22 protein-coding genes are annotated in these 25,143 nt (G+C 46.7%); 18 read left to right on the forward strand and 4 right to left on the reverse strand.

The window, feature by feature from the left end; translation table 11 throughout:
* The first annotated feature begins 61 nt into the window (after window positions 1-61).
* Both MMOL_RS03355 and MMOL_RS03360 read left to right on the forward strand, forming a co-directional pair.
* On the forward strand, window positions 62-583 hold the full coding sequence (locus MMOL_RS03355) for a hypothetical protein (RefSeq protein WP_148207844.1): 522 nt from the start codon (window positions 62-64) through the stop codon (window positions 581-583).
* Window positions 580-1,959 (forward strand): FAD-binding oxidoreductase, encoded by a 1,380-nt coding sequence (locus MMOL_RS03360; RefSeq protein WP_015831605.1) that lies wholly within the window; start codon window positions 580-582, stop codon window positions 1,957-1,959. The genes MMOL_RS03355 and MMOL_RS03360 overlap by 4 nt, the downstream gene beginning before the upstream one ends.
* A gap of 33 nt (window positions 1,960-1,992) precedes the next feature.
* Here MMOL_RS03360 and MMOL_RS03365 read toward each other — a convergent pair whose 3' ends face one another.
* From MMOL_RS03365 to birA, 3 genes are all read right to left on the reverse strand, one after another.
* Entirely contained in the window at window positions 1,993-2,661 is a 669-nt protein-coding gene (locus MMOL_RS03365; protein ID WP_015831606.1) for an SPOR domain-containing protein, read from the reverse strand.
* Between the two features lie 11 nt (window positions 2,662-2,672).
* Entirely contained in the window at window positions 2,673-3,500 is an 828-nt protein-coding gene (locus MMOL_RS03370) for a type III pantothenate kinase (RefSeq protein ID WP_015831607.1), read from the reverse strand.
* A gap of 80 nt (window positions 3,501-3,580) precedes the next feature.
* Entirely contained in the window at window positions 3,581-4,573 is a 993-nt protein-coding gene (gene birA / locus MMOL_RS03375) for a bifunctional biotin--[acetyl-CoA-carboxylase] ligase/biotin operon repressor BirA (RefSeq protein WP_015831608.1), read from the reverse strand.
* A 194-nt stretch (window positions 4,574-4,767) separates the two neighbouring features.
* Between birA and MMOL_RS03380 the strand changes: the two genes are divergently transcribed.
* The 13 genes from MMOL_RS03380 to MMOL_RS03440 all read left to right on the forward strand — a co-directional run bounded on the left by MMOL_RS03380 (window position 4,768) and on the right by MMOL_RS03440 (window position 20,872).
* On the forward strand, window positions 4,768-6,564 hold the full coding sequence (locus MMOL_RS03380) for a glutamine--tRNA ligase/YqeY domain fusion protein (protein ID WP_015831609.1): 1,797 nt from the start codon (window positions 4,768-4,770) through the stop codon (window positions 6,562-6,564).
* Window positions 6,565-6,573: 9 nt separating this feature from the next.
* On the forward strand, window positions 6,574-7,920 hold the full coding sequence (locus MMOL_RS11890) for a serine/threonine-protein kinase (RefSeq protein ID WP_015831610.1): 1,347 nt from the start codon (window positions 6,574-6,576) through the stop codon (window positions 7,918-7,920).
* A gap of 3 nt (window positions 7,921-7,923) precedes the next feature.
* Window positions 7,924-8,625 carry a PP2C family protein-serine/threonine phosphatase gene (locus MMOL_RS03390; protein ID WP_015831611.1) on the forward strand — a complete coding sequence of 234 codons (702 nt, stop codon included), beginning with the start codon at window positions 7,924-7,926 and terminating at the stop codon, window positions 8,623-8,625.
* A gap of 8 nt (window positions 8,626-8,633) precedes the next feature.
* Window positions 8,634-9,212, forward strand: a complete 579-nt coding sequence (locus MMOL_RS03395; protein ID WP_015831612.1) for a flavin reductase family protein — start codon at window positions 8,634-8,636, stop codon at window positions 9,210-9,212.
* Window positions 9,213-9,232: 20 nt separating this feature from the next.
* The gene (corA, locus tag MMOL_RS03400; protein ID WP_015831613.1) at window positions 9,233-10,351 is read left to right on the forward strand and encodes a magnesium/cobalt transporter CorA; all 1,119 of its coding nucleotides are present in this window, start codon (window positions 9,233-9,235) and stop codon (window positions 10,349-10,351) included.
* A 186-nt stretch (window positions 10,352-10,537) separates the two neighbouring features.
* Window positions 10,538-14,461 (forward strand): phosphoribosylformylglycinamidine synthase, encoded by a 3,924-nt coding sequence (purL, locus tag MMOL_RS03405; RefSeq protein WP_015831614.1) that lies wholly within the window; start codon window positions 10,538-10,540, stop codon window positions 14,459-14,461.
* A 129-nt stretch (window positions 14,462-14,590) separates the two neighbouring features.
* Entirely contained in the window at window positions 14,591-15,076 is a 486-nt protein-coding gene (locus MMOL_RS03410; RefSeq protein ID WP_015831615.1) for an ankyrin repeat domain-containing protein, read from the forward strand.
* A 122-nt stretch (window positions 15,077-15,198) separates the two neighbouring features.
* The gene (locus MMOL_RS03415; protein WP_015831616.1) at window positions 15,199-15,591 is read left to right on the forward strand and encodes a c-type cytochrome; all 393 of its coding nucleotides are present in this window, start codon (window positions 15,199-15,201) and stop codon (window positions 15,589-15,591) included.
* Window positions 15,584-16,867, forward strand: coding sequence for an NAD(P)/FAD-dependent oxidoreductase (locus MMOL_RS03420; RefSeq protein ID WP_015831617.1), 1,284 nt, complete (start codon window positions 15,584-15,586; stop codon window positions 16,865-16,867). The genes MMOL_RS03415 and MMOL_RS03420 overlap by 8 nt, the downstream gene beginning before the upstream one ends.
* A gap of 250 nt (window positions 16,868-17,117) precedes the next feature.
* On the forward strand, window positions 17,118-18,320 hold the full coding sequence (locus MMOL_RS03425) for a PQQ-dependent sugar dehydrogenase (RefSeq protein ID WP_015831618.1): 1,203 nt from the start codon (window positions 17,118-17,120) through the stop codon (window positions 18,318-18,320).
* 10 nt (window positions 18,321-18,330) lie between these two features.
* Window positions 18,331-18,921 carry a hypothetical protein gene (locus tag MMOL_RS03430; RefSeq protein ID WP_015831619.1) on the forward strand — a complete coding sequence of 197 codons (591 nt, stop codon included), beginning with the start codon at window positions 18,331-18,333 and terminating at the stop codon, window positions 18,919-18,921.
* Between the two features lie 87 nt (window positions 18,922-19,008).
* Window positions 19,009-19,995, forward strand: coding sequence for an SMP-30/gluconolactonase/LRE family protein (locus tag MMOL_RS03435; RefSeq protein ID WP_015831620.1), 987 nt, complete (start codon window positions 19,009-19,011; stop codon window positions 19,993-19,995).
* An 88-nt stretch (window positions 19,996-20,083) separates the two neighbouring features.
* A complete protein-coding gene (locus tag MMOL_RS03440) occupies window positions 20,084-20,872 on the forward strand; it encodes a ferritin-like domain-containing protein (RefSeq protein ID WP_015831621.1) in 789 nt (262 codons plus the stop codon).
* A gap of 5 nt (window positions 20,873-20,877) precedes the next feature.
* On the opposite strand, the gene serB is transcribed toward MMOL_RS03440, so the two are convergent.
* On the reverse strand, window positions 20,878-21,717 hold the full coding sequence (gene serB, locus MMOL_RS03445; protein WP_041928668.1) for a phosphoserine phosphatase SerB: 840 nt from the start codon (window positions 21,715-21,717) through the stop codon (window positions 20,878-20,880).
* A gap of 356 nt (window positions 21,718-22,073) precedes the next feature.
* Here serB and sucC point away from each other — a divergent pair, with 356 nt between their 5' ends.
* Genes sucC through MMOL_RS03460 form a run of 3 tightly spaced genes read left to right on the forward strand, consistent with a single transcriptional unit; the run spans window position 22,074 to window position 25,119 of the window.
* Window positions 22,074-23,237, forward strand: a complete 1,164-nt coding sequence (sucC, locus tag MMOL_RS03450; RefSeq protein ID WP_015831623.1) for an ADP-forming succinate--CoA ligase subunit beta — start codon at window positions 22,074-22,076, stop codon at window positions 23,235-23,237.
* Window positions 23,234-24,115 carry a succinate--CoA ligase subunit alpha gene (gene sucD, locus MMOL_RS03455; protein ID WP_015831624.1) on the forward strand — a complete coding sequence of 294 codons (882 nt, stop codon included), beginning with the start codon at window positions 23,234-23,236 and terminating at the stop codon, window positions 24,113-24,115. Before sucC ends, sucD begins: the two co-directional genes overlap by 4 nt.
* 50 nt (window positions 24,116-24,165) lie before the next feature.
* Window positions 24,166-25,119 carry an ankyrin repeat domain-containing protein gene (locus MMOL_RS03460; RefSeq protein ID WP_015831625.1) on the forward strand — a complete coding sequence of 318 codons (954 nt, stop codon included), beginning with the start codon at window positions 24,166-24,168 and terminating at the stop codon, window positions 25,117-25,119.
* Window positions 25,120-25,143 lie beyond the last annotated feature (24 nt).

A 25,143-nucleotide genomic window follows, 5' to 3' on the forward strand; every position in this document is an offset into this window, starting at 1 on the left:
TGTTGAACTGGTCTAGCATGTGTAATGCTCGGCTAGTTCAAATTCAAAAAAGGCCAAGGCAATGAAGATGTTATTTCAATATATTTCGCTAGCGCTGATGGTCAGTATGTTTAGTGGCTGTGCGTCACTCACCAAAGAAGATTATCAACGGGTGCAAATTGAAACATATTCAAAAGATAATGCGCTGATTGCCAACGCTAAATGTCGCGCCAGAAATGAGCGTGGTGATTGGCTAGTTTTTTCCTCTGGCCCGCTTACTGTACATCGCTCTGCGCAAAATCTATTGGTTACTTGCGAGAAGGAGGGCGAAGCTACAGGTTATGCAACCCTAATTTCCCGCGTCAATGATGGTATGGTGGGTAACGTATTTTATGGCGGCGGCGTAGGTGCCATACTGGATGATTATAATGGTAACGGCTATAGCTATCCGGATTGGGTTAGGGTAGTGATGGGTGATAATCTGGTATTTGATCGCAAGGCGAATAAACGTGGTCAGGTGATGATTGGTGCACAGCCAGTAGAGCCGGCAATTGCCAGCGATAAAAAAACAGTTGTCGATAATCTTTTGTTCTTGTTACCATGACCAATACCACTCAAGCTGCTTTTCTGCTGCAGTTGCAACACATTTTACCTACGGACCGCGTCTATACAGACCCTGTAGATTGCTATGCTTATGCGTATGATAATTCACGTAATTACCATAGCCCAATCGCGGTTGTTTTTCCGCTCACCATAGAGGAAGTACAAGCCGTAATCGTGTTGTGCAATGAGCATCAAGTGCCAGTGGTGCCGCGTGGTCGCGGTACGGGTACCGCAGGTGGCAGTGTGCCCGAGGCTGGTGGTGTTGCGCTTTCATTAGAGCGTATGGATAAAATTATCAGCATAGACCCGGATAATCGTATGGCGATTGTGGAGCCGGGGGTGCTAAATCAGGTGCTGCAAGATGAGATAAAGCCGGTAGGCTTTTTCTGGCCGCCAGACCCTTCAAGCGCTGCTTATTGCAGTATTGGCGGTAATTTAGCGACTTGTGCGGCTGGGCCGCACGCGGTGAAATACGGTGTGGCGCGTGACCATATTCTTGGCTTAAAAGCTGTAACTGGTAAAGGTGAAATCATCAAAACCGGCTGTTATACCAGTAAAGGTGTCGTGGGTTATGACCTAACTCGTTTGTTGGTAGGGTCTGAGGGTACGTTAGCTGTGATTTGTGAGGCAACGTTGAAGCTAACGCCTTTGCCTAAATTTACCGGCGGCATTACTGCTGAGTTTGTTGATACCGAAAGCTGTGCCAAGGCGATTGCTGCCATTATGGCGCAGCCTTATACACCGAGTGCTTTGGAGTTTTTGGATAACGGTGCGTTAACCTTGATTCGCAGTCGCCATCAAAATCTATTGCCTGAAAATGCACGTGCTTATTTGATGATAGAGGTAGATGGCTCGCAACAGGAAATTACCGAAGCTACCGAGGCCATTTTGCAGGCGTGCCAAGTAGCTGGTTTGATCGAAGCTAAGCCAGCGCATGACACTAAGGCACTGTGGGCAGCACGCAAGGCCTTGTCGCCATTGCTCAAAGACATTGCCCCTAAAAAGATTAATGAAGATATTGCCGTGCCAGTTTCACATTTGCCGGCATTACTAACAGGTTTAGAGCAACTTGCGGCGCAGCACCAAATTTCAAATGTGAATTTTGGCCATGCGGGCAATGGCAATATTCACGTGAACTTGCTGGTGAACCCGGATAATGCTGATGAAATGAAACGTGCCTACCAATGCTTGGATGAAGTTTTCAGCTTAGTGCTCTCGTTGCAGGGTACCTTGTCAGGTGAGCACGGCGTAGGCATGGCAAAGCGCCCATTTGTGCCGCGTGAAATTGATGCAACTACGATAGGTGTCATGAAATCACTCAAGCTGACGTTTGACCCAAACAATGTGTTGAATCCGGGTAAGCTGTTCCCGGCATAGGCTGGCTTTAATGGGCGTGCTCAAGAGGCGCGTTTAAGCCGCGCCGCAGCTAACCTCTTTGAGTTCTGCTGCTGGGAAGCTTGGTTTTAGCTTTTTAATCTCGGTTATCTCATTCTCACTCAAGTTTTTGAGTAGTAAGCTGGAGTAGCTTTTACCTTGGGTACGCAAGGCTTTTTCTACGTTTTTAATCCCTTTGGCTTGCAGCTCTTTTTGTAAGTGGGCGGCTAATTGCTCATCGTTAAAAATACCAAATGAAATTGCATTTTTCCATTTAGGCTCTTGCACCACAAATACGTCGGTTACCCCCATTGCTTTAAACTCCGCAGCTTTTTTGAACGCTTCGGCGGTTGATTTAAATGGCGGCCTATATACCCAAAATCGTTTAGATGCTTGTATGGTCTGCTCTTTTACCGTGGCTTGTAATGAGAGCTTACCTAGCTCACCTTGTGCATTGGTGAGGTTAGCATCGGAAAAAACACTCCATTCAAAGCAAACATCTGCGATGGGCGCAGGTTTAACCTCTGCTACTTGTTGTTCTTTCTTGCTCATCGCATCAATTTGCTGCTGAGATAGCACTTTGATTTTTTCTGGTGAAATCTCTGCTTGCTGCGTTGGTGCTGGCTGCGGCAGGATGACGTCACGATTAAAATAGCCAAATAAGCCAATGTTAATGAATGCGAATAGCCAAAAAAGGTATTTCATGACGATGTGCTTTATGAGTTGTTGTTCATTGCCGGCTGCGCCAGTAGGTACAAGCCTTGCAATACTAAGTTATCTACGATGGTAGCAGTGATGGTAACAGTTTTTTTTCCGTCTAGAACGCTGCTGTCGCTGTAATCTTGCTGCGCGAGTGCTTGCTGTATTAAGCCTGCATTGCCACCACTCAGTATCAGGGTGGGTTTTTGGCCTTGCGGAGTAACTGCTTGCAACATCTGTTTAATGGCACCCAAGGTGGCGTGAATTGCCCCGCTGACAATAGCATCGCTGGTGTTGTTGGCAAATGGCGGAATGCTGGCTTGCTGGTTAATGGCTACAGCAGCTTTGGGTAACAGAGCAGTGGCTGCACCTAGGCTTGTTTGCATTAGTGTTATGCCAGGCAATATCATGCCACCAATAAACTCGCCGTAACTGCTGTCTGCATTTTCTCGGCGAATAATGGCATCTATCGTGGTGGCGGTGCCTGCGTTAACTACCACACACGTTGCATGCTGCATGTGCCACGCTGCGATAAGCGCCGCCCAGCGATCCGTACCTAGTGACTCTGGAGTAGTGTAGTTGTTGACTACGCCAGCGGCTTTTTTGCTGGCAGTGACCCAAGTGATGGTAGCTTGGTATGGCGTGATGTGTTGTTGAAGCTGCTCCGCACGTTGTGCACCTGCAACATTAGAGATCACGATTTGAGTGCAGCTAAGCGTGTTTGGCAATAGTTTGGCGGTGGCAATTTCTGTATTTAAGCATGCGTCTTGATGGCAGATGTTTCCGTTCGCATCAAACAATGCCCATTTTGTTTTTGTGTTGCCAGCGTCAATTGTTAACACCATGTTTATGCGTGCCAATGCGAAAGAAATGAATGATTGCGTATTATTCTAACACTAAGTTTTTTTACCTCAGCGTTTTAACGTCAAGCGCTATCTGCCTGTTTGGCGCTACGCAAGCTGATTTCGCCGGACATCATTTTTTGCAAGCCATTGGCGGTTTCTACAATTAAGGTGCCATTGTCACTAATGTCCTGTACTACGCCAGTCACTTCGCTACCATCCGGCATCAGCATGCGTACAGGTTGCTGATGATAGGCGTGATGCGCGACCCACTCTTCGCGTAATGCATCAAAGCCAGCTTGTTCAAAAGTGGATAACACCTCGACCATGTGCTCTAACAGCTTTGCCATCAGGGCGTTAGGGTTAACGTTTGATGGCGTGGCATGGTTTAAATCTGTCACCGGCTGGTCAATCTTTTGCAATAGCTGTTCAGGTAAGTGTAGGTTAATACCTACGCCAATCACTGCGGTGCTGGGGCCATCCATATCGCCTTGCAACTCAATGAGGATGCCAGCTAGTTTTTGCTGGTTGACCAGAATGTCATTCGGCCATTTGAGTTGGGCTGCGCTTGCGTCTATCTCATGCAGGCCACGAATCAGTGCAACGCCTACAGCCAAGCTTAAGCCGGATAACGCAGCTGCTCCGCACTGAAAGCGCCATAACAGTGAAAAAGTCAGGCTCGCCCCCAAGCTAGCTTGCCACTCACGGCCGCGGCGACCTCGGCCATTGGTTTGCAGGTTGGCAATCACGCAAGTGCCATGTGTTTTGGCGCTCATGTTTTGCATCAGGTAGCTGTTGGTAGAGTCTATGGTGTCAAACACCTCTATATTCAGCCATGCGTGTTGCGGGCTTATGTGGCTGGTAATGGCTTGTTTATCTAGCAGGGCGAGTGTATGCGCTAACTTATAACCACGACCACGCACAGAAAATATCTCAACGCCTAGACTTTCGGCATGTTGCAATGCATTCCACACCGTAGCGCGGCTCACGTTAAAATGCTGTGCGATGGCTTCACCAGAGTGAAACTTGCCATCTGCGAGGTGTTTTAATATCGGGAAAGTCAGGCTGTTTGTCATGGCCTAAGTTTAGCATAGGCATGTAGATAAGCTGAATTTGGCCAAGTTAGCAGTTTGTTTTTTAAAGTAAAGCATAGCGGTTAGTTAGATCGGGCGCTACATGCAATCAATTTCTACACTTACAAATACACACGCGCACATACAAGTAAGTAAGCTAGTGTAAAATAACGGCAACTTTAATTGAATTTGTTGCTATGTCATCTGAAAAAACACCAATCCCTGCTGCTTCTAATTTTATCCGCGCCATTATTGAGAAAGACCTTTCTCAAAGTAAATACGCCACCAAAAAGTGGGCAGGCAGCCCCGGTGATGCGGCGCATCAAGACACAGGTGTTGTTGACACTGCAAAAATCCGCACGCGCTTCCCGCCAGAGCCTAATGGTTATTTGCATATTGGCCATGCAAAGTCTATTTTCCTAAACTTTGGTTTAGCGCGTGATTTTGACGGTATCTGCCATTTACGTTTTGATGACACCAACCCAGAAAAAGAAAGCCAAGAATACGTAGATAGCATTTCAGATGCAGTGAAATGGCTAGGTTTTGGCTGGGATAACGCTAACGAAACCAACTTGTATTTTGCCAGCAACTACTTTGACTTTATGTACCGTGCGGCAGAAAGCCTAATTGAGAACGGCCACGCTTATGTCGATGAACAAAGCGCAGATGAAATGCGTATTAACCGCGGTACGCTGACAGAGGCAGGCAAAGATTCACCTTTCCGTAACCGCACCGTTGCTGAAAACTTAGCGCGCTTTCGCGAAATGCGCGATGGCAAACACGCTGATGGCAGCATGGTGCTGCGCGCTAAAATCGACATGGCATCGCCTAACATCAATATGCGTGACCCTGCGATTTACCGCGTGCGCCGCGCGCATCACCACAACACTGGTGATCAATGGTGCATTTACCCAATGTACACCTTTGCGCACCCGATTGAAGATGCATTAGAGCGCATTACCCACTCTATCTGCACGCTGGAGTTTGAAGACCAGCGTCCATTCTATGATTGGTTATTGCTACGCTTGGCAGAGCCGACTGAGGACGTCGGCGGAAACAAAAAGCCTGGTTTGTTAGCTGAACCGCTACCAAAACAATATGAATTTGCACGTTTAAACCTCACCTATGTGGTGCTTTCAAAACGTAAGCTGATTCAATTGGTAGAAGAAAAGCACGTAAACGGCTGGGATGACCCGCGTTTACCTACCATTGCGGGTGCGCGCCGCCGTGGTTACACCGCCGCTGGCTTCAAACTGTTTACCGATCGTATCGGCGTGAGTAAAGCAGACTCCTGGATTGAGTACAGCATCCTTGAAGACTGCATGCGTGAAGTGCTGAATACAGACGCAGAGCGCCGCATTGCCGTACTAGACCCAATCAAGCTGGTGATTGATAACTACCCAGAAGGCCAAAGTGAAGACTGCTTTGCCCCTAATCACCCACTCAAACCAGAGCTAGGTAAACGTACCGTGCAGCTCAGCAAAGAGCTATGGATAGAGCGCGAAGACTTTATGGAAACGCCAAGCAAAGGCTTTTTCCGCTTAACACCAGAGGGCATGGTGCGCCTGCGCTACGGCTATGTAGTGAAATGCACAGGTTGCGAGAAAGACGCAGATGGCAAAGTGACCGTAGTGCATTGCGAATACCTGCCAGATACTAAATCCGGCACACCAGGCTCAGATAGCGTGAAAGTCAAAGGCAACATCCACTGGGTAAGCGTAGCGCATGCTTATGAAGCAGAAGTGCGCTTATATGACCGCTTGTTTAAAGAAGCACACCCAGGCGAAGGCGACAAAGACTTTTTAGACGATATTAACCAAAACTCAGTGCAAGTGATTACTACGCAATTAGAGTTGAGCCTAAAAGACGCTAAACCGGAAGAAAGCTTCCAGTTTGAGCGCCATGGCTACTTTGTGGCAGATAGAAAAGACAGCGTGGCTGGTAAGCCAGTGTTTAACCGCACGGTGACGCTTAAAGATGCTTGGCAGAAGTAGGATAACTTGATGGTGTACACGATTATACAAGAGCTTGGAAGCGGATCATTTGGCAAAGTTAACTTGGCAATTGATGAGCATGGGTATCAAGTTGCAATCAAAACTTTGGAGCCTAGCCCAGTTTTGCAACAAGCCGTTGCAAATGGAAATGTATCTATGGAAGATCTAGTGAAGAGATTTTCTAGGGAAGTGAAGTACCAAAGCAAAATTGCAAATCCTAATGTTGTCAGGATTGTTGGTCACGATATTTCAGCAATACCTCCTTATTTTGTAATGGAGCTAGCTGATTGCACTTTACAGCAAGAATTAAAAAAAGACAGAACACTAGGTAGTAAGCCTCAACAAGCACTTTTTGATATTCTTACTGGGCTAGAAGCTATTCATGAAGCTGGTATATTTCACAGAGATTTGAAGCCAGCAAATGTATTGAAGTTTACTAGTGCTGATGGAGGCGTAAGGTATTCACTCTCCGACTTCGGGTTAATGACAGCATCGTTAGGTGAAACTACTACACTAACGCCAAGTGGCGCAGGAGGTGGTACGGTTAATTATGCCGCCCCTGAGCTTATTAATAATTTAAAGCGAGCAACTGCAGCGTCAGATATATATTCATTTGGAGTAATTCTTTTTGATATATTCGGAGGGGGAGCTAATAGAGTGCCCTACACAGAGGTGCAGCTTGGAGGTCCAATCGGTAAGATTGCCTCTAGATGTACTAAAAATCTTGCAGCCAGACGATATTCTTCAATAGCTGACTTAAGGGCTGATTTATTTGATGCATTATCCTCTGAAGATGTTAAATTCTTAAGTTCTGCGGAGCAAACAGTTATTGAGCTTTTGGAAAACAATGACTTATTAATTGAACAACAATGGGATCAGGTTTTTGTATTCATTGAGGATAATCAACAAAACCTAGCAAAATGTCATCAAGTATTTAAAGCTTTTAGAAATAATCATTTAGAGCAATTAAAAAATGAGGCTCCTGACTTACTAGGAGCATTTGGCAGTGACTTTTGTAATTACATTATTGAGGGTGAAGGCGGCTTCAATTTTGAGTATTGTGATGTTTTGTCGGATAAGTTGATGAAACTTTATGAGTTGGGTGATGTTGCATTAAAGTCTCTCGTTATTCTGAGTTTATTAAATTTAGGGGCATCACATAACAGGTGGGTTGTTGAAAGACGGTTTATGAATTTAGCTGGACAGGAGTTACCTGAAAACGTCGCAAATAAAATCGTTATGGATGTTGAGATTTTGGAGTTCGAATTCATAAGATTTATGTCCCATGTCGAGCGCTCAATAAATGCTAATAGTAATAGTCTGCATCCAATTTTACAAAAAATAATAGTTCGCTAAATTATGCAAAATGTAGGATTTACAATTCCTAAAAAAGATTTAGATAATGGGGATAGATTTCTTGTTGAGGAAATTTCCCCAGCAACATATTTATTGGTTATAGCAGATGGAGTGGGTAGCTCAAGTCAACCTGGATATGCGGCTGAATTGGCGGTTAATAAAACTATTAGCGAAGTCAAGAATAACCCAGATATTTCCTTCTCAACTCTATTTAACTCTATTAAAGAGGTTTTGGTGTTTGAATCAAACAAAATCTCTTCAGTTTCTACTTTACAAACAACATTAACAGTTTGTATATTAAAAAATAATTACGCTAGAGTGGGGCATGTAGGTGATACCCGCCTATATCATTTGAGGAGCTCTGGTTTAGTGACGCGCACAGAGGATCAAACGGAGCTTAAAAAACTGGTGGATGAAGGTGTTATCAGTCCAATTCGTGCAAAAAACTATCCAAGAAAAAACGTTCTTCTTTCTGTGTTAGCAAGCAATAGAGATTTCGAACTTTATGAAAATGGATTTGATGTGCAAGAAAAAGATCGATTAATGCTAATTAGTGACGGTTTTTACAAAGTAATTTCTAAAAAGACAATAATACAAATATCAACAAAACATTTTTCAATCAATAATTTAGCTGATGAGCTACAAGAGTATGTTGTAGAAAAAGGCATTAATGATGATTGTACGTGTTTGGTTGCAGAGATTTAGTATAAAAATTGACCTCAATTAACCTAACTCAAGCCTACCGCCTCCTAAACCACGGCCCAACCGTATTGGTTTCTACCCGCCACGGTACTCAAATCAACGTGATGGCAGCCGCATGGAATATGCCACTGGATTTCGACCCACCTAAAATCGCTATTGTTATTGATAAAAGTACCTACACGCGTGAGTTAATTGAAGCTTCTGGCACCTTTGCCATTAACGTACCGTGTCGTGCGCAAGCAGAGATGGTAGTGCGGGTGGGCGCTAGCTCTGGCCGTGAGCTCTTAGGTAAGCAACCGGACAATAAGTTTGCCGCATTTGATTTACCTACCTTTGCTGCTAGCAAGATTGATGCACCTTTGCTTGAGGGGTGTGTGGCGTGGCTGGAGTGCAAGTTGATTCCTGAGCCGCATATTCAAAATACGTATGATTTATTCTTAGTCGAGGTAGTGGCGGCTCATGCGGATGAGCGCGTGTTTAGTGATGGTCGCTGGCATTTTGAAGGCTTTGATGACTTGCGCACAATTCATCATGTTGCGGGCGGTGCTTTTATGGCGATTGGTGAAGCCTTCACCACGCGAGCAGGTTAACCTTTACATCAGGATTGAAGATGAAAAAATCCCGTCCGCGTAAATCCAAAAAACAACTCTCTAAAAAAATCGGGATGGCGCCGGGCTCGCTCGTTTATGTGGGCAGTATGGATGCCAATGCTGCGCAACTGGCTAAGCCGATTGTGAGCGTGATGATTTATGACGCGGCTGAATTAACTGAGCAAATATTAAGTGCTGAAGCGCTTGCCAACTTTAAACTCACTGACTATAGCAAAGCCGGCAAAAAGGTTTGGCTGAATGTGCACGGCGTGCATGATGCCGCACTGATTAAGCAAATTGGCGATTTATTCCATTTACACCCATTGGTGCAGGAAGATATTCTCAATACCGAGCAGCGCCCAAAAGTAGATGAGTTTGATGATTATGTGTTTTTAGAAACACGTTGTTTCCGCTACGACCAAGCCGCAATGACGATGGATTCCGAGCAGGTGAGTTTTGTGTTGGGGCGTGATTACTTGCTGACGTTTCAAGAGCGCGCTACCGGTAATTTTGAGCCGGTGCGTACACGCATGCGCGTAAGCCGTGCGCATATTCGTGAGCTGGGCGTGGATTACTTAGCCTATGCCTTGCTGGATAGCGTGGTGGATAAATACTTTAGCGTGCTGGAAGCGGTGGGTGATGCGAGCGAGGCGCTGGAAGAGGTGTTGCTACATAAGCCAACCAATACCGAGCTGCATGCGATTCACCAGCTTAAGCATGTGAGTATAGAGTTGCGTCGCGCGGTGTGGCCACTACGTGAGGTGATTAATACCTTAAGCCGTAATGAAAATGATTTCTTTAAACCCACCACCATGCCGTACCTGCGTGATGTGTACGACCACACGGTGAGTTTTATTGAGTCGCTGGAATCAATTCGCGATGCATTAAGCGGCATGATGGATATTTACATGGCGAGCGTGAGCCAGCGTGTTAACCTAGAAGTGCGCGCCTTAACTGTGGTAGCCATGCTGTTTATGCCAGCGACTTTAATTGCCGGTATCTTCGGCATGAACTTTCATGAGATGCCGTGGCTGGCCGATAAAGACGGCTTTTGGTGGGCAATGGGCTTAATGCTGAGTATCGCGCTGGTGATGCTCACTATCTTTTGGCGTCGTCAGTGGCTCACTAGCCAAAGCTAATGACTCATCAAGCTTTACCTTTGTGTGACAGGTGAGCGGCTTTGTGTAGCATATTCAAAAGACCTTGGCTTGAAATGTCTGTGCTCAAAATATCTTGATTAATTTGCCAGACAGATTAGCGACTTAACACGCGCTAATCTGTTAAAATCTCGGTTTATTCTTGTCCTTGATATTTAGCTGAGTTTAATGAGCCAATCTAATCCAAACACACAAATGATCAGCCTGCGAGGCAGCGCTGCTTTATCACCTTTCAGAATTGAAAAAATTCAAAATAAATTGAATGAAATATGCCCGAACATTGGTCATATTTACGCTGAGTTCTGGCATTTTGTATGGGTAGATGGCGCGTTAACAGCCCAGCAAGAAAACACACTAAACCAGATTTTGACCTACGGCCCAAGTATGCAGGCTGAAGAGCCGAACGGCGAGTTTATTTTGGTATTGCCACGTGTGGGTACGATTTCGCCTTGGGCATCGCGTGCGACTGATATCGTGCAGCACTGTGGTTTGCCTGAAGTGCAGCGCGTAGAGCGCGGTATTGCTTACTATGTGCAAACCAAGAGTGGTCAGCCTTTAACCGCCAATGAGCGTCAATTACTGTTGCCCTTGATTCATGACCGTATGACTGAAAGCGTATTTGCCAACAAGCAAGACGCGGGCAAGTTATTCCACACTGATACCCCTAAACCATTAAGCACCATTGATGTATTGCAAGGCGGTAAAGCGGCGCTTAACCAAGCTAATAACGAAATGGGTTTGGCCTTGTCACCAGATGAAGTGGATTATCTGTTTGATAACTACACCAGAATGCAACGCAACCCAACCGATGTTGAGTTGATGATGTTCGCGCAAGCAAACTCAGAGCATTGCCGTCATAAAATCTTTAATGCAGATTGGGTGATTGATGGCGAGCAGCAAGAGTTTTCACTGTTTGGCATGATCCGCAATACGCACAAGTTGAACCCAGGTGCAACTGTAGTGGCGTATTCTGACAACGCTTCTATTGTGGCGGGTCAGCAAGCGAACGAGCCAACCAAACGTTTTTACCCAGCAGAAAATGGTGCTTACCGCTTTGTTGAAGAAGACATGCACTTCTTGATGAAGGTGGAAACCCATAACCACCCAACGGCAATTTCTCCATTTGCGGGTGCGGCAACGGGTGCTGGCGGTGAGATTCGTGATGAAGGTGCAACCGGTAGCGGTTCTAAACCTAAAGCAGGTTTGACTGGCTTCTCAGTATCTAACTTGAATATCCCTAACTTTACCCAGCCTTGGGAATCAGACGCTTACGGTAAGCCTAACCGTATTGCTTCACCATTACAGATTATGGTGGATGGCCCATTAGGCGGCGCGGCTTATAACAACGAGTTTGGTCGTCCTAACATTACCGGTTATTTCCGTACTTTAGAAATTGAAGCGCCAAGTGCAAGCGGCAATACCGAAGTGCGTGGTTACCATAAGCCAATTATGTTGGCAGGTGGTATTGGTAATATTTCTGCACAACACTCTAAAAAGAACCCAATTCCACCGGGTGCTGCATTGATTCAATTAGGCGGCCCAGCAATGTTGATTGGCTTGGGCGGTGGTGCGGCTTCTAGTATGGATACCGGCAGCAATGTAGAGAACTTAGACTTTGACTCTGTGCAACGTGGCAACCCTGAGCTTGAGCGTAGAGCACAAGAGGTAATTGACCGCTGCTGGCAGCTAGGTGAAGACAACCCGATTTTAAGTATTCATGACGTAGGCGCGGGTGGTATTTCTAATGCGTTCCCAGAGTTGGTGAATGATGCTGGTGTAGGCGCAATTTTCCAATTGCGCGATGTGAATAACGAAGAGCCAGGCATGTCACCACGTGAATTGTGGAGCAACGAGGCGCAAGAACGCTACGTAATGGCGATTGCGCAAGAAGACTTACCACGCTTTAAAGAGATTTGTGCACGTGAGCGCTGCCCTTATGCGGTGGTGGGCTACGCCACAGAAGATCGTCATCTAACCGTGGCGGATAGTCATTTTGAAAACAAGCCAGTGGATATGGACTTATCTGTATTGCTCGGCAAACCGCCAAAAATGACGCGTGACGTAAAAAGCGCCGCACCAGTGCTAAAAGCATTTGACGCAAGCAAGATAGATTTAAAAGACGCTGCAGCACGCGTATTACGTTTGCCGGGCGTTGCAGATAAAACATTCTTGATTACCATTGGCGACCGTTCTGTGACCGGCTTGGTAGCACGTGAGCAAATGGTTGGCCCATGGCAAGTGCCAGTGGCTGACGTTGGTGTGACGTTAGCTGGCTACGAAACTTACCGTGGTGAAGCGTTTGCGATTGGTGAAAAAGCGCCATTAGCTTTGGTGAATGCACCGGCTTCTGGCCGTATGGCAATTGGTGAATCTATCACCAATATCGCCGCTAGTTTGATTGACGACATCAGCGATTTAAAACTTTCAGCAAACTGGATGGCGCCTGCAGGCCACGTTGGCGAAGACGCTGCATTGTTTGCCACGGTAAAAGCAGTGGGTATGGAATTGTGTCCGCAACTGGGTGTAAGCATCCCAGTGGGTAAAGACTCGATGAGTATGAAAACCGTATGGAATGATGACGGTGAAAACAAAGCGGTGACCTCACCAATTTCATTGGTGGTGACCGCGTTTGCTGCTACGCCAGATGCGCGTAAAACCTTAACCCCACAGTTGCAAACCGGTGTTGCATCACAATTGATTTTAATTGATTTGGGTGCTGGCAAAAACCGCATGGGTGGCTCAAGCCTAGCGCAGGTTTACGGTGAAGTGGGCAACGTTGCGCCAGATGTTGATGACGCAAACCAACTGAAACATTTCTTCAACACGATTCAACAGTTGAATAAATCCGGCAAGATTATGGCCTACCATGACCGTTCTGACGGCGGTTTATTTACAACCTTGGTAGAGATGGCGTTTGCGGGTCATTGTGGTTTGAACGTAGATGTATCTAGCCTGCCTGGCTACTTGGTAGAAGCACTATACAACGAAGAGTTGGGTGCTGTGATTCAAGTGCGTGCAGAAGATACGCAAGCCGTGCTTGCTCAGTTTAACGGTTTGGCACATGTAGTGGCCGAAGTGACCACCGCTAACCAAATTGAAATCAAACACAACGGCCAAGTAGTGTTTGCTGATACGCGCATTAACTTGCATCGTATGTGGTCTGAAACGACTTACCAAATGCAAAAGCTGCGTGATAACCCAGTAAGCGCACAGCAAGAATACGACAGATTGTTGAACGACGCTGATCGTGGTTTGTTTGCAGAGCTAACTTTTAACCCAAGTGAAAATATTGCTGCGCCATACATTGCAACCGGTGCGCGCCCGAAAATGGCAATCTTGCGTGAGCAAGGCGTGAACGGCCATGTGGAAATGGCTGCATCGTTTGACCGTGCTGGTTTTGCCGCGTTTGACGTGCATATGAGCGATATTATTGCTGGCCGTGTTTCACTCAAAGACTTTGCTGGTGTGGTGGCTTGCGGTGGCTTCTCTTATGGTGATGTATTGGGCGCGGGTGAGGGTTGGGCTAAATCCATCTTGTTTAATGCGCGTGCACGTGATGAGTTCTCTGCGTTCTTTGATCGCCAAGATAGCTTTGCACTTGGTGTGTGTAACGGCTGTCAAATGATGAGTAACCTGCGCGAGTTGATTCCAGGCGCGGCACATTGGCCACATTTTGTGAAAAATAAATCAGAGCAATTTGAAGCACGCCTTGGTATGGTGGAAGTGTTGGCATCCCCATCTATCTTCTTTAATGGCATGGCTGGCAGCAAAATGCCGATTGCGGTAGCACATGGTGAAGGTTTCGCGGAATTTTCTCAGCCTAATGCTGTCAATGAACTGTTGGCACAAAAATTAGTAACAATGCGTTTTATCGATCATGCATCAGCACCTACAGAGGTGTATCCGTTTAACCCTAACGGTTCACCGCAAGGGGTTACCGGATTAACCAGCACGGATGGGCGTTTTAGTATTATGATGCCACATCCTGAACGTGTGATTCGTAACGTGCAAAACACATGGCAACGTTGCGAAGATGCTGAAGATAGTGCTTGGATTCGTATGTTCCGCAATGCTAGAAAATACATTGCTTAAACTATGCGTTAAGTAGCTAAGGCTCTGTTAGTAATGGCTTTAAACAGACATTAACAATCATTGTTTTGGTCTGTGCGGTTTGAATAGTGACAAAATAAATTTTAATAAATGACTTTGGAGAAAAGCAGTATGAATTTTTTTAGAACACTGGTTTTAGCATTAGCCTTTTTTTACCCAATCGCATCTATGGCAGAGCTGAACGATGATGACCATATGCGTTATACAGAGGCTTTGCGTGATGGTAATGTAAAGCTCGTTAAAAAGTATTTGGATACTGATGCAAAACCAAATGACAAGTTCTTCGGTTGGTCTGCTTTGCAAATTGCCGCAGCCAAAGGCCAGCTTAAAGTGGTTGAGCTATTGATTGAGCGTGGTGCTGACTTGAACTATCAACACCCAATCAGCAAAAACACAGCTTTCCATATGGCGGCATTCGGTGGTTATAGTGATTTGGTTAAATTGCTGGCAGCTAAAGGCGCTGATGTGAATATTAAAATGCGTGCTGATGTTTCTATTATTCGTGCTATCCGTGATGAAGGTAACACCAAAATGGTAGAGTTGCTTACATCACTTGGTGTGCGAGATGATGGCTGTTTAGAAGAGAAGTGTTTCTAATCACTTAAATCTGCTTCTTGGCACTGGCCGTTTAGACGCGGGTGCCAAGATAGTCTGGTTGTAGGTTTGACGATTGTAAGTTTGATTAATTGTAGTGGTGTTTCTAACTTGATGAAGAGCCCATGAAAACATTTATTCTAAATTTTATACTGATATCCTCAGTTGTTTTGCCCATACCGGGCAAGGCTGCTGAGGATTTTGTTTATGCAGGGCAGGGATTGCATACCCGAACGTTGGCAGCCTCTTGTGCAGCATGCCATGGCACCAATGGTAACGCGGTAAAAACCAAAGCCGAGTTTGATGCCACCACGCTTGCCGGGCTGGATAAAGCCTACATAGAGCAGCGTTTACTTGATTTCCGTAAAGGTGTGCGCCCAGCCACGGTGATGCACCGCCACGCGAGCGGCTTAACTCTGGATGAAATTAAGCAGCTTGCAGATTATTTCTCACGGCAAAAACCTGAGCAGCACACCATGCCGGAACCACAAAAACTAAAGGCGGTGCAGGATGAGTAATCATATAACTGACTTTAATCGCCGTGATTTTATTAAAACGGTGGGCGTCATCGGTGCCTTGGCGTTTGCCCCACATGCAATCGCGATGGGAAAAAAGCCGCCGATTGGACGTGTGGTAGTCATTGGCGGCGGCTATGCTGGTACCAGTGCCGCTAAATATATTCGTATGTGGAGTATGGGTAGTATTGAAGTGGTGGTGATTGAACCATCACCACAGTTTGTATCCTGCCCACTGAGTAATTTGGTGTTGGGCGGCAGTCAGCAAATTAATGACCTGACATTTGGCTATGATCTATTACAAAAACATCATGGCATACGGTGGGTGCAAGATAGCGTGACTGCGGTTGATACCGATGCTAAAAAGGTAACCATGCAGCGCGGCGAAATCAACTACGACCGCTTGATTGTGGCACCGGGTGTGGATTTTATTTATGACCGCCTGCTACAACTGCAAAGTGCAGAAGCGCAAAAGCAGGTTCCACACGCATGGAAAGCAGGCTGGCAGACCGTTAATCTGCGTCAGCAGTTGGAAGCTATGCCCGATGGCGGTGTGTTTGTCATCACTATCCCCAAAGCACCATACCGTTGCCCACCTGGGCCTTATGAACGTATCTGCCAGGTCGCTTATTATCTGAAGGCGAATAAACCTAAAAGTAAGATCATCGTGCTGGATGCGAACGCCGAAATTGTATCTAAAAAAGGCTTGTTTACTAAAGTGTGGGCCAGTAATTATGCCGGTATGATTGATTACCGCCCCAATAGCGACATCGCTTCGGTGGATGTGTCAACTAAAACCGTGGCTACCGAGTTTGAACAGGTGAAGGCCGATGTACTGAATGTAATACCGCCGCAGCGGGCAGGCAAGCCAGCGCAGATGGCACATTTGCTCGCATCTGAATATCCGTGGTGCGATGTTGATTTTTTAAGTTACGAGTCTAAATTAGTGCCGAATGTACATGTGGTGGGGGATAGCGTGGCGTCAGGCTTGCCTAAGTCTGCACATATGGCAACCTCACAGGCGCGTGTTTGCGCGAGTGCGATTGTGGAATTGATGCAGGGGAGAAGTCCAGATACTGCACCGGTGTTTGCCAACACTTGCTACAGCTTTGTAGATGATAAACAGGCCATGCATGTAGCTAATGTGTACCGCTACGATGCTGCCAAAAAGATTATGGTGTCGGCCGAAGGCGGCGGGGTTTCGCTTGCGCCTTCAGATAAAGAGGGCGCTTATGCCAAAGCTTGGGCACATAATATATGGTCGGATGTATTAACCTAAGGGTAGCTTTGAGTTGGAAAAAATACGGAGCTAGGGAAAGTACGGAACTAAGGACGAAACGGCATATGTGTCTGTACAGGCGAATTGCGCAGTAATCGTAAGCTCGCCGTAATTGCATACTATCTCGGCTCCTGCGTTCCGTGCGTTTTGCACTGCACCTCGTTCAACGACCCGTTCCATATTTTTAAAGTGAGCAGTTCCTTCTGTAGTGTGAGACGAAAATTAAAAACGCATCATCTTTGGGGGAGTTGTGATTTCTACAGTTAAAAAACTTCATATAGTATTACTTACAGGCCTGATGCTATTTGCGGCGCGACCAGTGTTCGCCGCTGATTTGTCCAGTATTCGCTTGCCGGATGACTTTAAAATCGAGGTGTTCGCAGATTTTAATACCAAAGGCGGTGCGCAGTTGTCTGCCCCCAGAATGATGGCATTAGATGCCAAGGGGGAACTTTATGTGTCGGCGCTTGGCAGCAATAGTGTGCTCATGTTGCCGGATCGTAACCATGATGGCGTTGCCGATGAGGTGGTGAGCCTTGTGCAAAATCTAAACGCGCCGCAAGGGCTAGCCTTTGTTGGTGACAGTTTGTTAATCGCCAACCAAGACGGCGTCGTGAAAATCAGCCCTGAACGCGAACGCTGGTCTAAACCGCAGGCGTTTATCACCAACCTGCCTACTGGCGGGCACACCCTTAAAAACATTCGGTTAGGGCCGGATGGATTTTTGTATATTAATGTGGGTTCTAGCTGCAATGTTTGTATAGAAAACGAACCAACTCGGGCAACTATGCTCAGATACACGGTAGAGGGCAAACCTGCAGGTGCATTAACTACCCTGGGACGTCACCAGCAATCAGCAATATATGCCCGTGGCTTACGTAACTCACAAGGGTATGCATGGCACCCGGTAACCGGCGCTATGTATGCAACTAATAATGGTGCGGATAACCGCAGTGGCACGCAGGGTGGTGCGGTGAACGACGAGCTGCCACCTGAGCACTTAAACAAGATAGAGGCAGCTAAGCACTATGGCTGGCCGCATTGCTGGGGTGGCAGTAAGGAGATTGGTACGCAGTTTGAGGACCCTAACTTTAAGGGCGCTGCTGGTTTTTGTGGTACTACACAAGCACCTGCAGTGAGTTTTAGGGCGCATACCACACCTATTGGGATTACCTTTTTAGACAAAACCAATTGGCCGTCAGCTTATAAGGCAGATGCGATTGTGGCGCTGCATGGCTCCTGGAACCGCAAACAGCCCGCAGGTTATCAGTTAATTAGAGTAAAATTCAAGGCCAATGAGCCGCAGGCTGTGGAAGACTTTGCAATCGGATGGCTATCTAACCAAGAAGCGTGGGGCCGACCTGTTGATGTTTTGGTTGGGGCGGACGGTGCGCTTTATGTATCGGATGATAAAGCTAATATCATCTACCGTATTAGTTATAAAACGAAGTAGGAAAAGCTGAATGAAAATGAATGTAATTAAATTAGTTGCGTTGTTAGCCATAGGTGCTAGCGTTAACGCTTATGCGGCCGAGCCGGCTGATACTAAAGTGACATCTAAGTTACTGATGTATATTCAGCCCGTGGATTATAACAACCCTATCAAACTGTGGAGCCCTTACCAGGATTACTGGTTTTACCAAGGGCCTCTCGTTGAAAAAATTGCCATGTCCAAGCTCACTGCCGCCTATCATGATGTGAATGTTTGTGATGCTAACCAGTCCGGCAAGGCTGTGCTATGGCTACAGCCAGAATTGTTTTATAACCCGCAAGTCCAATTGTTTTACGCAGAAGTAAAAGCTAGTGCTTATAAAGGTGTGGGCGAGCATTTGGCTACTGTTGTAGGACGCTCGCAAGTGCGTGGCATTTTAAATATTAAGCCTGAATTTTGGATAGAAAAAGCATATAAGCTAGCTGTGGATGACGCTGTAGCGAAAATGCAGGCAGATAAAACACTGCAAGCGTATATGAGCGGGCCAGCACAGGTCAGCAATACCCCGTGCAGTATGGTGACGCTGTTTCCAACGCCTAAAGTACGGGTGATGTCGTTTTAAGTGAGGGCGCGTGCAGGGTGTGTAAATAGTAAGCCGCATTAGTCGTAAATCGCGTGAATAATAAACGCAGTTATTTTTGGGATAAACATGTTAAAACAATATATAAAATTAAGCGCGTTGGTGATGGCGGGCATACTGATGGCAGGCTGCCAATCGACAAAGGCCATAACGACCATGAGCTACACCACTAAGAAAATCACAGGCCTAAAAACGCCAGAGTCCGTGGTGCAGGCGAAAGACGGCAGGATATTTATCTCCGAAATTAATGAGTTTGGTAAAGATGGCGATGGTCGCATCAGTGTGGTGGACACGCTTGGCAATATCAGCGTATTTGCCAACGGCTTAGATGACCCTAAAGGCTTGGCGATTATCGGAGATTATTTATACGTAGCCGATAAAACCAAGATACTCAAAATCAGCATTAAACAAGCCACGACACATAATGTCAGCATAAAAGAAACCAAAACAGTTCAGGTTAACATTAAAGAAACCACCCCTTCGGCAAGCGTTTTTGTACCTGCTGAAGCGTTTCCGAATGTGCCGCTTTTCTTGAATGACTTAGAGGCGGACTTAAAAGGCAACTTGTATGTAAGCGATAGCGGTGATTTATTTAACACCGGAAAAGGCGGTGCAATTTATAAAATCACGCCGCGCGGTGAAGTGAAGTTGCTAATTAAAGATACGCAAGATGCACGTGTAAAAGCCCCGAACGGTTTGCTGGCGGATGACACCGGTAACAACCTGATTTATGTGGATTTTGCCTCAGGCGTGTTATATAGCTTAAATACTGCCACGGCCGCATTGACTGACTTGGCTGAGGGCTTTGGTGGCGGCGATGGAGTCGTGCATCACTCCAGTGGCGTGATGTTTGTGAGTGATTGGAAAAATGGCAAAGTCTTTAACGTGAATCTGATGGGCGATGTGCAACTGCTCAAAGCGGGTTACCAATCTGCGGCAGATATTGCCATTACTAAAGATGAGCGTTATTTAATAGTGCCTGATATGAAAGCTGGCGAGTTGGACTTTATCCCGTTGGACCATGCTAAACCAGCGGCGACATCGCACCATTACTAACAGTCTAGGCTGAAGGGTATAGGCTAAATGCAGTCTAGATTAACAAGTCCAACCTAGACTAAAGAGATTGAATGAACGGAAAGCATCAATGCAGGAATTAAGGCAGGCAGCGTTGAGTTGCTTGGCTGATTGTCAGCTAACAAATAAAACGAGTGCAGTCACTGCACTTTATCAATCGTGGCAATCTGGTACGCTGCTGCTGGATAACGAGCGTGAGCTAGTATCTACGCAGCCGATTCCGGGACGCCCAGAACGTCCGCTGTTAGTTTCCCCGTTAGAGGTTGGTAAACGCTCCATGCGTACCGAGGAGGGTCGTGCCGGTTTGATTCACGCCTTGGCACATATTGAGTTTAATGCGATCAATCTGGCATTGGATGCGGTTTGGCGCTTTGCTGGTATGCCGCAGCAGTATTACGTGGATTGGTTAAAAGTAGCCGCTGAAGAGGCTTATCATTTTGGTTTGTTGAATGCGCATCTAGAAACCTTGGGTTATCAATATGGTGATCTCACTGGCCATAATAGCCTGTGGGAAATGGTGGAGCGCACGCAAGACGATGTGCTGGCTAGAATGGCATTGGTGCCGCGTACTATGGAGGCGCGTGGCTTAGATGCCAGCCCCGCGTTGCGAAATAAATTTGCGCAGATTGGCGATGTTGCCATGGCGGGAATCTTGGATATTATCCTGCGTGACGAGATTGGCCACGTGGCGATTGGCAATGTTTGGTTTAATTGGCTGTGTACTCAACGTGAGCTAGAACCGATAGCAACCTATGCGGCATTGGCGGAGCAGTACAGTGCGCCAACCTTGCGCAAGCCTTTTAATTTAGAAGCTAGGCGCCAAGCGGGTTTTACTGAGGCCGAGTTGGCGCTGTTGTAATCTTGCTAGCTGGCAAATAGATTAACGACGCCATCCAAACCCATGTGGTTGAGTGCATAGGTAGCCTGTGCTTGCACTACTGGCTTGGCATGGTAAGCTACGCCTACACCAGCCACTGACATCATTTTCAGGTCATTGGCACCGTCGCCAATGGCGATGGTCTGAGTCGCGCTTAGGCCTAAACGGTCACGCAGCTTTACTAACTCATCTGCTTTAGTTTGCGCGTCTACAATATTGCCTAAAATCTTACCAGTGAGTTTGCCATCGATAATTTCAAGGGTGTTGGCAACCGCATAATCCAGGCCTAACATAGCCTTCACGCGGTCGGCAAAAAAGTTAAAGCCGCCCGAAACCAATAAGGTGGTGATGTTATTTGCTTTGCAGTTATCTATCCATTGCTGGGCGCCTGGGTTGAGCTGTAGGCGTTCGTTCAGTACACGCATCAGGTCAGACTCATGTAAACCCTCAAGCAGTGCTACGCGCTCGCGCAGGCTTTGTGCAAAATCCAGTTCGCCTTGCATTGCGCGCTCGGTAATGGCTGCCACTTGCGGTTTTAAGCCGACCATGTCTGCAATTTCATCAATACATTCAATGCTGATCAGCGTAGAGTCCATGTCCATCACGCATAAGCCAAAGTGTTGGATCAGCTGGTCGTTTTCTACGTATGCGCAATCAATTTGCTGTTCGGCGCAAAACTGCTGAACCGATGGGTTTATTTCAGATTGGTTGGCTAGGTAGTAACCATGTTGCGCGATTTGAACAAATTGCACGCTCGAGGCGCAGAGTTGATGAATATGAGCTAAATGTGCAAAAGTAATGGCTTTGCCTTGAACAACTAAACGCATAAGTAAACAATCTGAACGTAAAGTTGCATTATACACGCGACTATCTACTTCATTAATGGCATCCATTTACATTACTTTGCCAAGAAACACCGAGTAAATGGAGACGTGGGCGAATTGCTTCGTTGCGCGGTTTTTTGGTTTCGGCCGCCACTTCCAGTGGCTTAACATCGCATTGCGAGTTAGCATACACTGCAACCAAAGGTTGTCGCAACCTCGCGGTATACTACATACTATCCTGGTTTCTGTGTTCCGTGCGCCTGGCACTTCATTCCGTTCGCTCACTTATTCCTTGTTTCTCTAGCGCATTTCTCTGAATTGCGAGAAAATGTGCATAACCTTTAAATCGAGCTATTTTTATGAATTTGCATGAGTATCAAGCGAAAACACTACTTCAAAAATACGGCATTCCTGTGCCGCGCGGTCAGGTTGTTGCGGTTGCCAAAGAAACCGTAGGCGTGACTACCGAAATCGCTAGCGATGGCTGGGTGGTGAAAGCCCAAGTACATGCTGGCGGCCGTGGTAAAGCAGGCGGCGTGAAAGTGGTGAAATCTGCCGCTGAAGCGCAGAACGTGGCGGGTGAGTTGTTAGGTAAAACGCTAGTTACTTATCAGAATGCACCAGATGGGCAGCCTGTGAATCAGGTGTTGGTTGAAGAAACGCTACCTATTGCACGTGAGTTGTATTTATCTATGCTGGTAGATAGAACCTTGGAGCGCGTGGTAGTGGTGGCGTCAGTAGCCGGCGGCATGGATATTGAAGAAATCGCGCACACTAGTCCGGAAAAAATCCTGCAAGAGGTCTGCGATCCACTGAATGGCCTAGTCGACTTCCAAGCCCGTAACCTAGCATTTAAGCTTGATTTAAGCGGAGACCAAATTGGCGCGTTTACCAAGTTGTTAAAAGGCTTGTACCGCTTATTTAAAGATAATGATTTAGCCTTGTTGGAGATCAACCCATTAGTGGTCACTACTGATGGCAAGCTCTATGCTCTAGATTGCAAAATGAGTGTGGACGACAACGCTTTGTATCGCCAAAAAGCGTTAGCTGAACAACGTGATTGGAGTCAGGAAGATAGCAAAGAGGCAGTCGCGCATCATGCAGGCTTAAACTACATCGCACTTAACGGTAATATCGGCTGTATGGTGAACGGTGCTGGCCTAGCGATGGCAACGATGGACTTAATTAAATTGCACGGCGGCATGCCAGCTAACTTTTTAGACGTGGGTGGCGGTGCAACGGCAGAAACCGTAGCCAAAGCGTTCAAAATTATTTTAGCTGACAGCAATGTGAAAGCGATTTTAGTGAATATTTTTGGCGGCATTATGCGCTGCGATATTATCGCCGAGGGCATTATTACGGCGGTGCGTGAAGTCGGTATGCAAATTCCTGTGATTGTGCGTTTAGAAGGTACGAATGTGGATTTAGGTAAAAAAATGTTACAAACAAGCGGGTTGAATATTATTTCGGCTGAAGGGTTAACAGATGCTGCACAGCAAGCAGTTAAGGCGGTGGTAGCATGAGTATCTTAGTCAATAAAAATACCAAAGTGTTATGCCAAGGGTTTACCGGTAAACAAGGTACTTTCCACTCTGAACAAGCGCTGGCTTACGGCACGCAAATGGTGGGTGGGGTTACTCCAGGTAAGGGTGGGCAACTGCATTTAGGTTTGCCAGTATTCAACACCATGCGTGATGCGGTGCGTACCACTGGTGCCAATGCCAGCGTAATTTACGTGCCGCCAGCATTCGCGGCAGATTCAATTTTAGAAGCAAGTGACGCCGGCATTGAGCTGATTATCTGTATTACTGAAGGCATCCCAGTATTGGATATGCTGAATGTAAAAGCGGCACTGAAAGCCAACGGCACGCGCTTAATCGGGCCAAACTGCCCAGGCGTGATTACCCCGGACGAATGCAAAATCGGCATTATGCCTGGCAGTATTCACTTGCGTGGCAAGGTGGGCGTGGTATCACGTTCTGGTACGCTCACTTATGAAGCTGTACACCAAACTACTGCATTGAATTTAGGCCAAAGTACTTGTGTGGGTATTGGTGGCGATCCGATCAAAGGGCTTAACTTTATCGAGTGCTTAGAAATGTTTGAAGCTGACCCAGAAACTGAAGCCATTATTATGGTGGGCGAAATCGGTGGTTCTGATGAGGAAGCGGCGGCGGAATTTATTAAGAGCAATGTGCGTAAGCCTGTTGCTGCTTATATCGCAGGACAAACAGCACCTGCGGGTAAACGTATGGGTCATGCCGGTGCGATTATTTCTGGCGGCAGCGGTAAAGCGGCAGATAAGATTCGCGCACTCGAATTGGCGGGCGCAGTTGTCGCAAGTTCACCTGCTGGTTTGGGTGAAGCTGTGCTGGCAGCGATGCGTCAGAAGAGTCTTTGATTTAGAACGCGATAATTTAGGATTTAGAGAGCGATAATTTAGTGAAACTTATGCAAACATTGGCGATGCGCTTATTTACCCTAACGCTTACAGGCTTACTGGCAATGCCACTGGCCTATGCTGCAGAAGATATTGCCTATTTGCTGACTGCTGCTTCCAAAGGCGATGTGGCGACCGTCAATGCCATGTTGGCGAGTGGCGCCAACCCTAATATTAAGGATGAAGAGGGTATCACCGCACTGATGTACGCTGCACGCAAGGACAACGCGGAGGTGGTGGCTGCACTTGTTGCAAAGGGTGCTAATATCAATGCCAAGGATAACGACGCTTGGACCGCCTTAATGTATGCGGCGAAAAAGAACCATGTGGCTACGGTTAAGAAATTGCTGGAGTTAGGTGCTGATTCTGCAGCGCGGGATGGTGCCGGTTGGAGTGCTTTCGGTTTAGCCGCCTCTTCTGGTTATGCTGCTACCGTGGCTTTACTGGTGCAGCATGGCGCAGATGTGAATATCAAAAGTGACGATGGCAAAACGGTATTAATGCACGCAGCTAAAAGCGGCGATGTGGAAACCGTAAAAGTGCTGGTAGAAAACAAGGCCGATGTCAGCATGCAAGACAGTTTTGGCATTACCGCCTTGATGATTGCGGCGCGTGAAGGGTACGCCCCAGTCGTAGATTTTTTACTTAAACATGGCGCTCAGGTAAATCAAAAAGATTCAACCAAGTGGACGGCGCTCACATGGGCGGTTAAAAAAGCAAAAATTGAGGTGGTGCGCGTGCTGGTTATGGCTGGCGCTAATGTGAATAACCTTGATTCACAAGGTACGCCATTGCTACATATCGCGGTGGATAACGGCGATGCGGAAATGGTAAAACTGCTCCTGGACCATCAGGCAAAGGTAAAAGCTAAAGATCAGTACGGATTAACGGCCTTGGTCTATGCCTTGAAGGGACAGCACACTGAAATCGTCAAATTGATTAAGGATGCTGGCGGTAGCTATTGATGTCTAGGCGATTTGTTTTCATCT

The sequence above is a fragment of the Methylotenera mobilis JLW8 genome (genome assembly GCF_000023705.1).
Taxonomy (GTDB): Bacteria; Pseudomonadota; Gammaproteobacteria; order Burkholderiales; family Methylophilaceae; genus Methylotenera; species Methylotenera mobilis.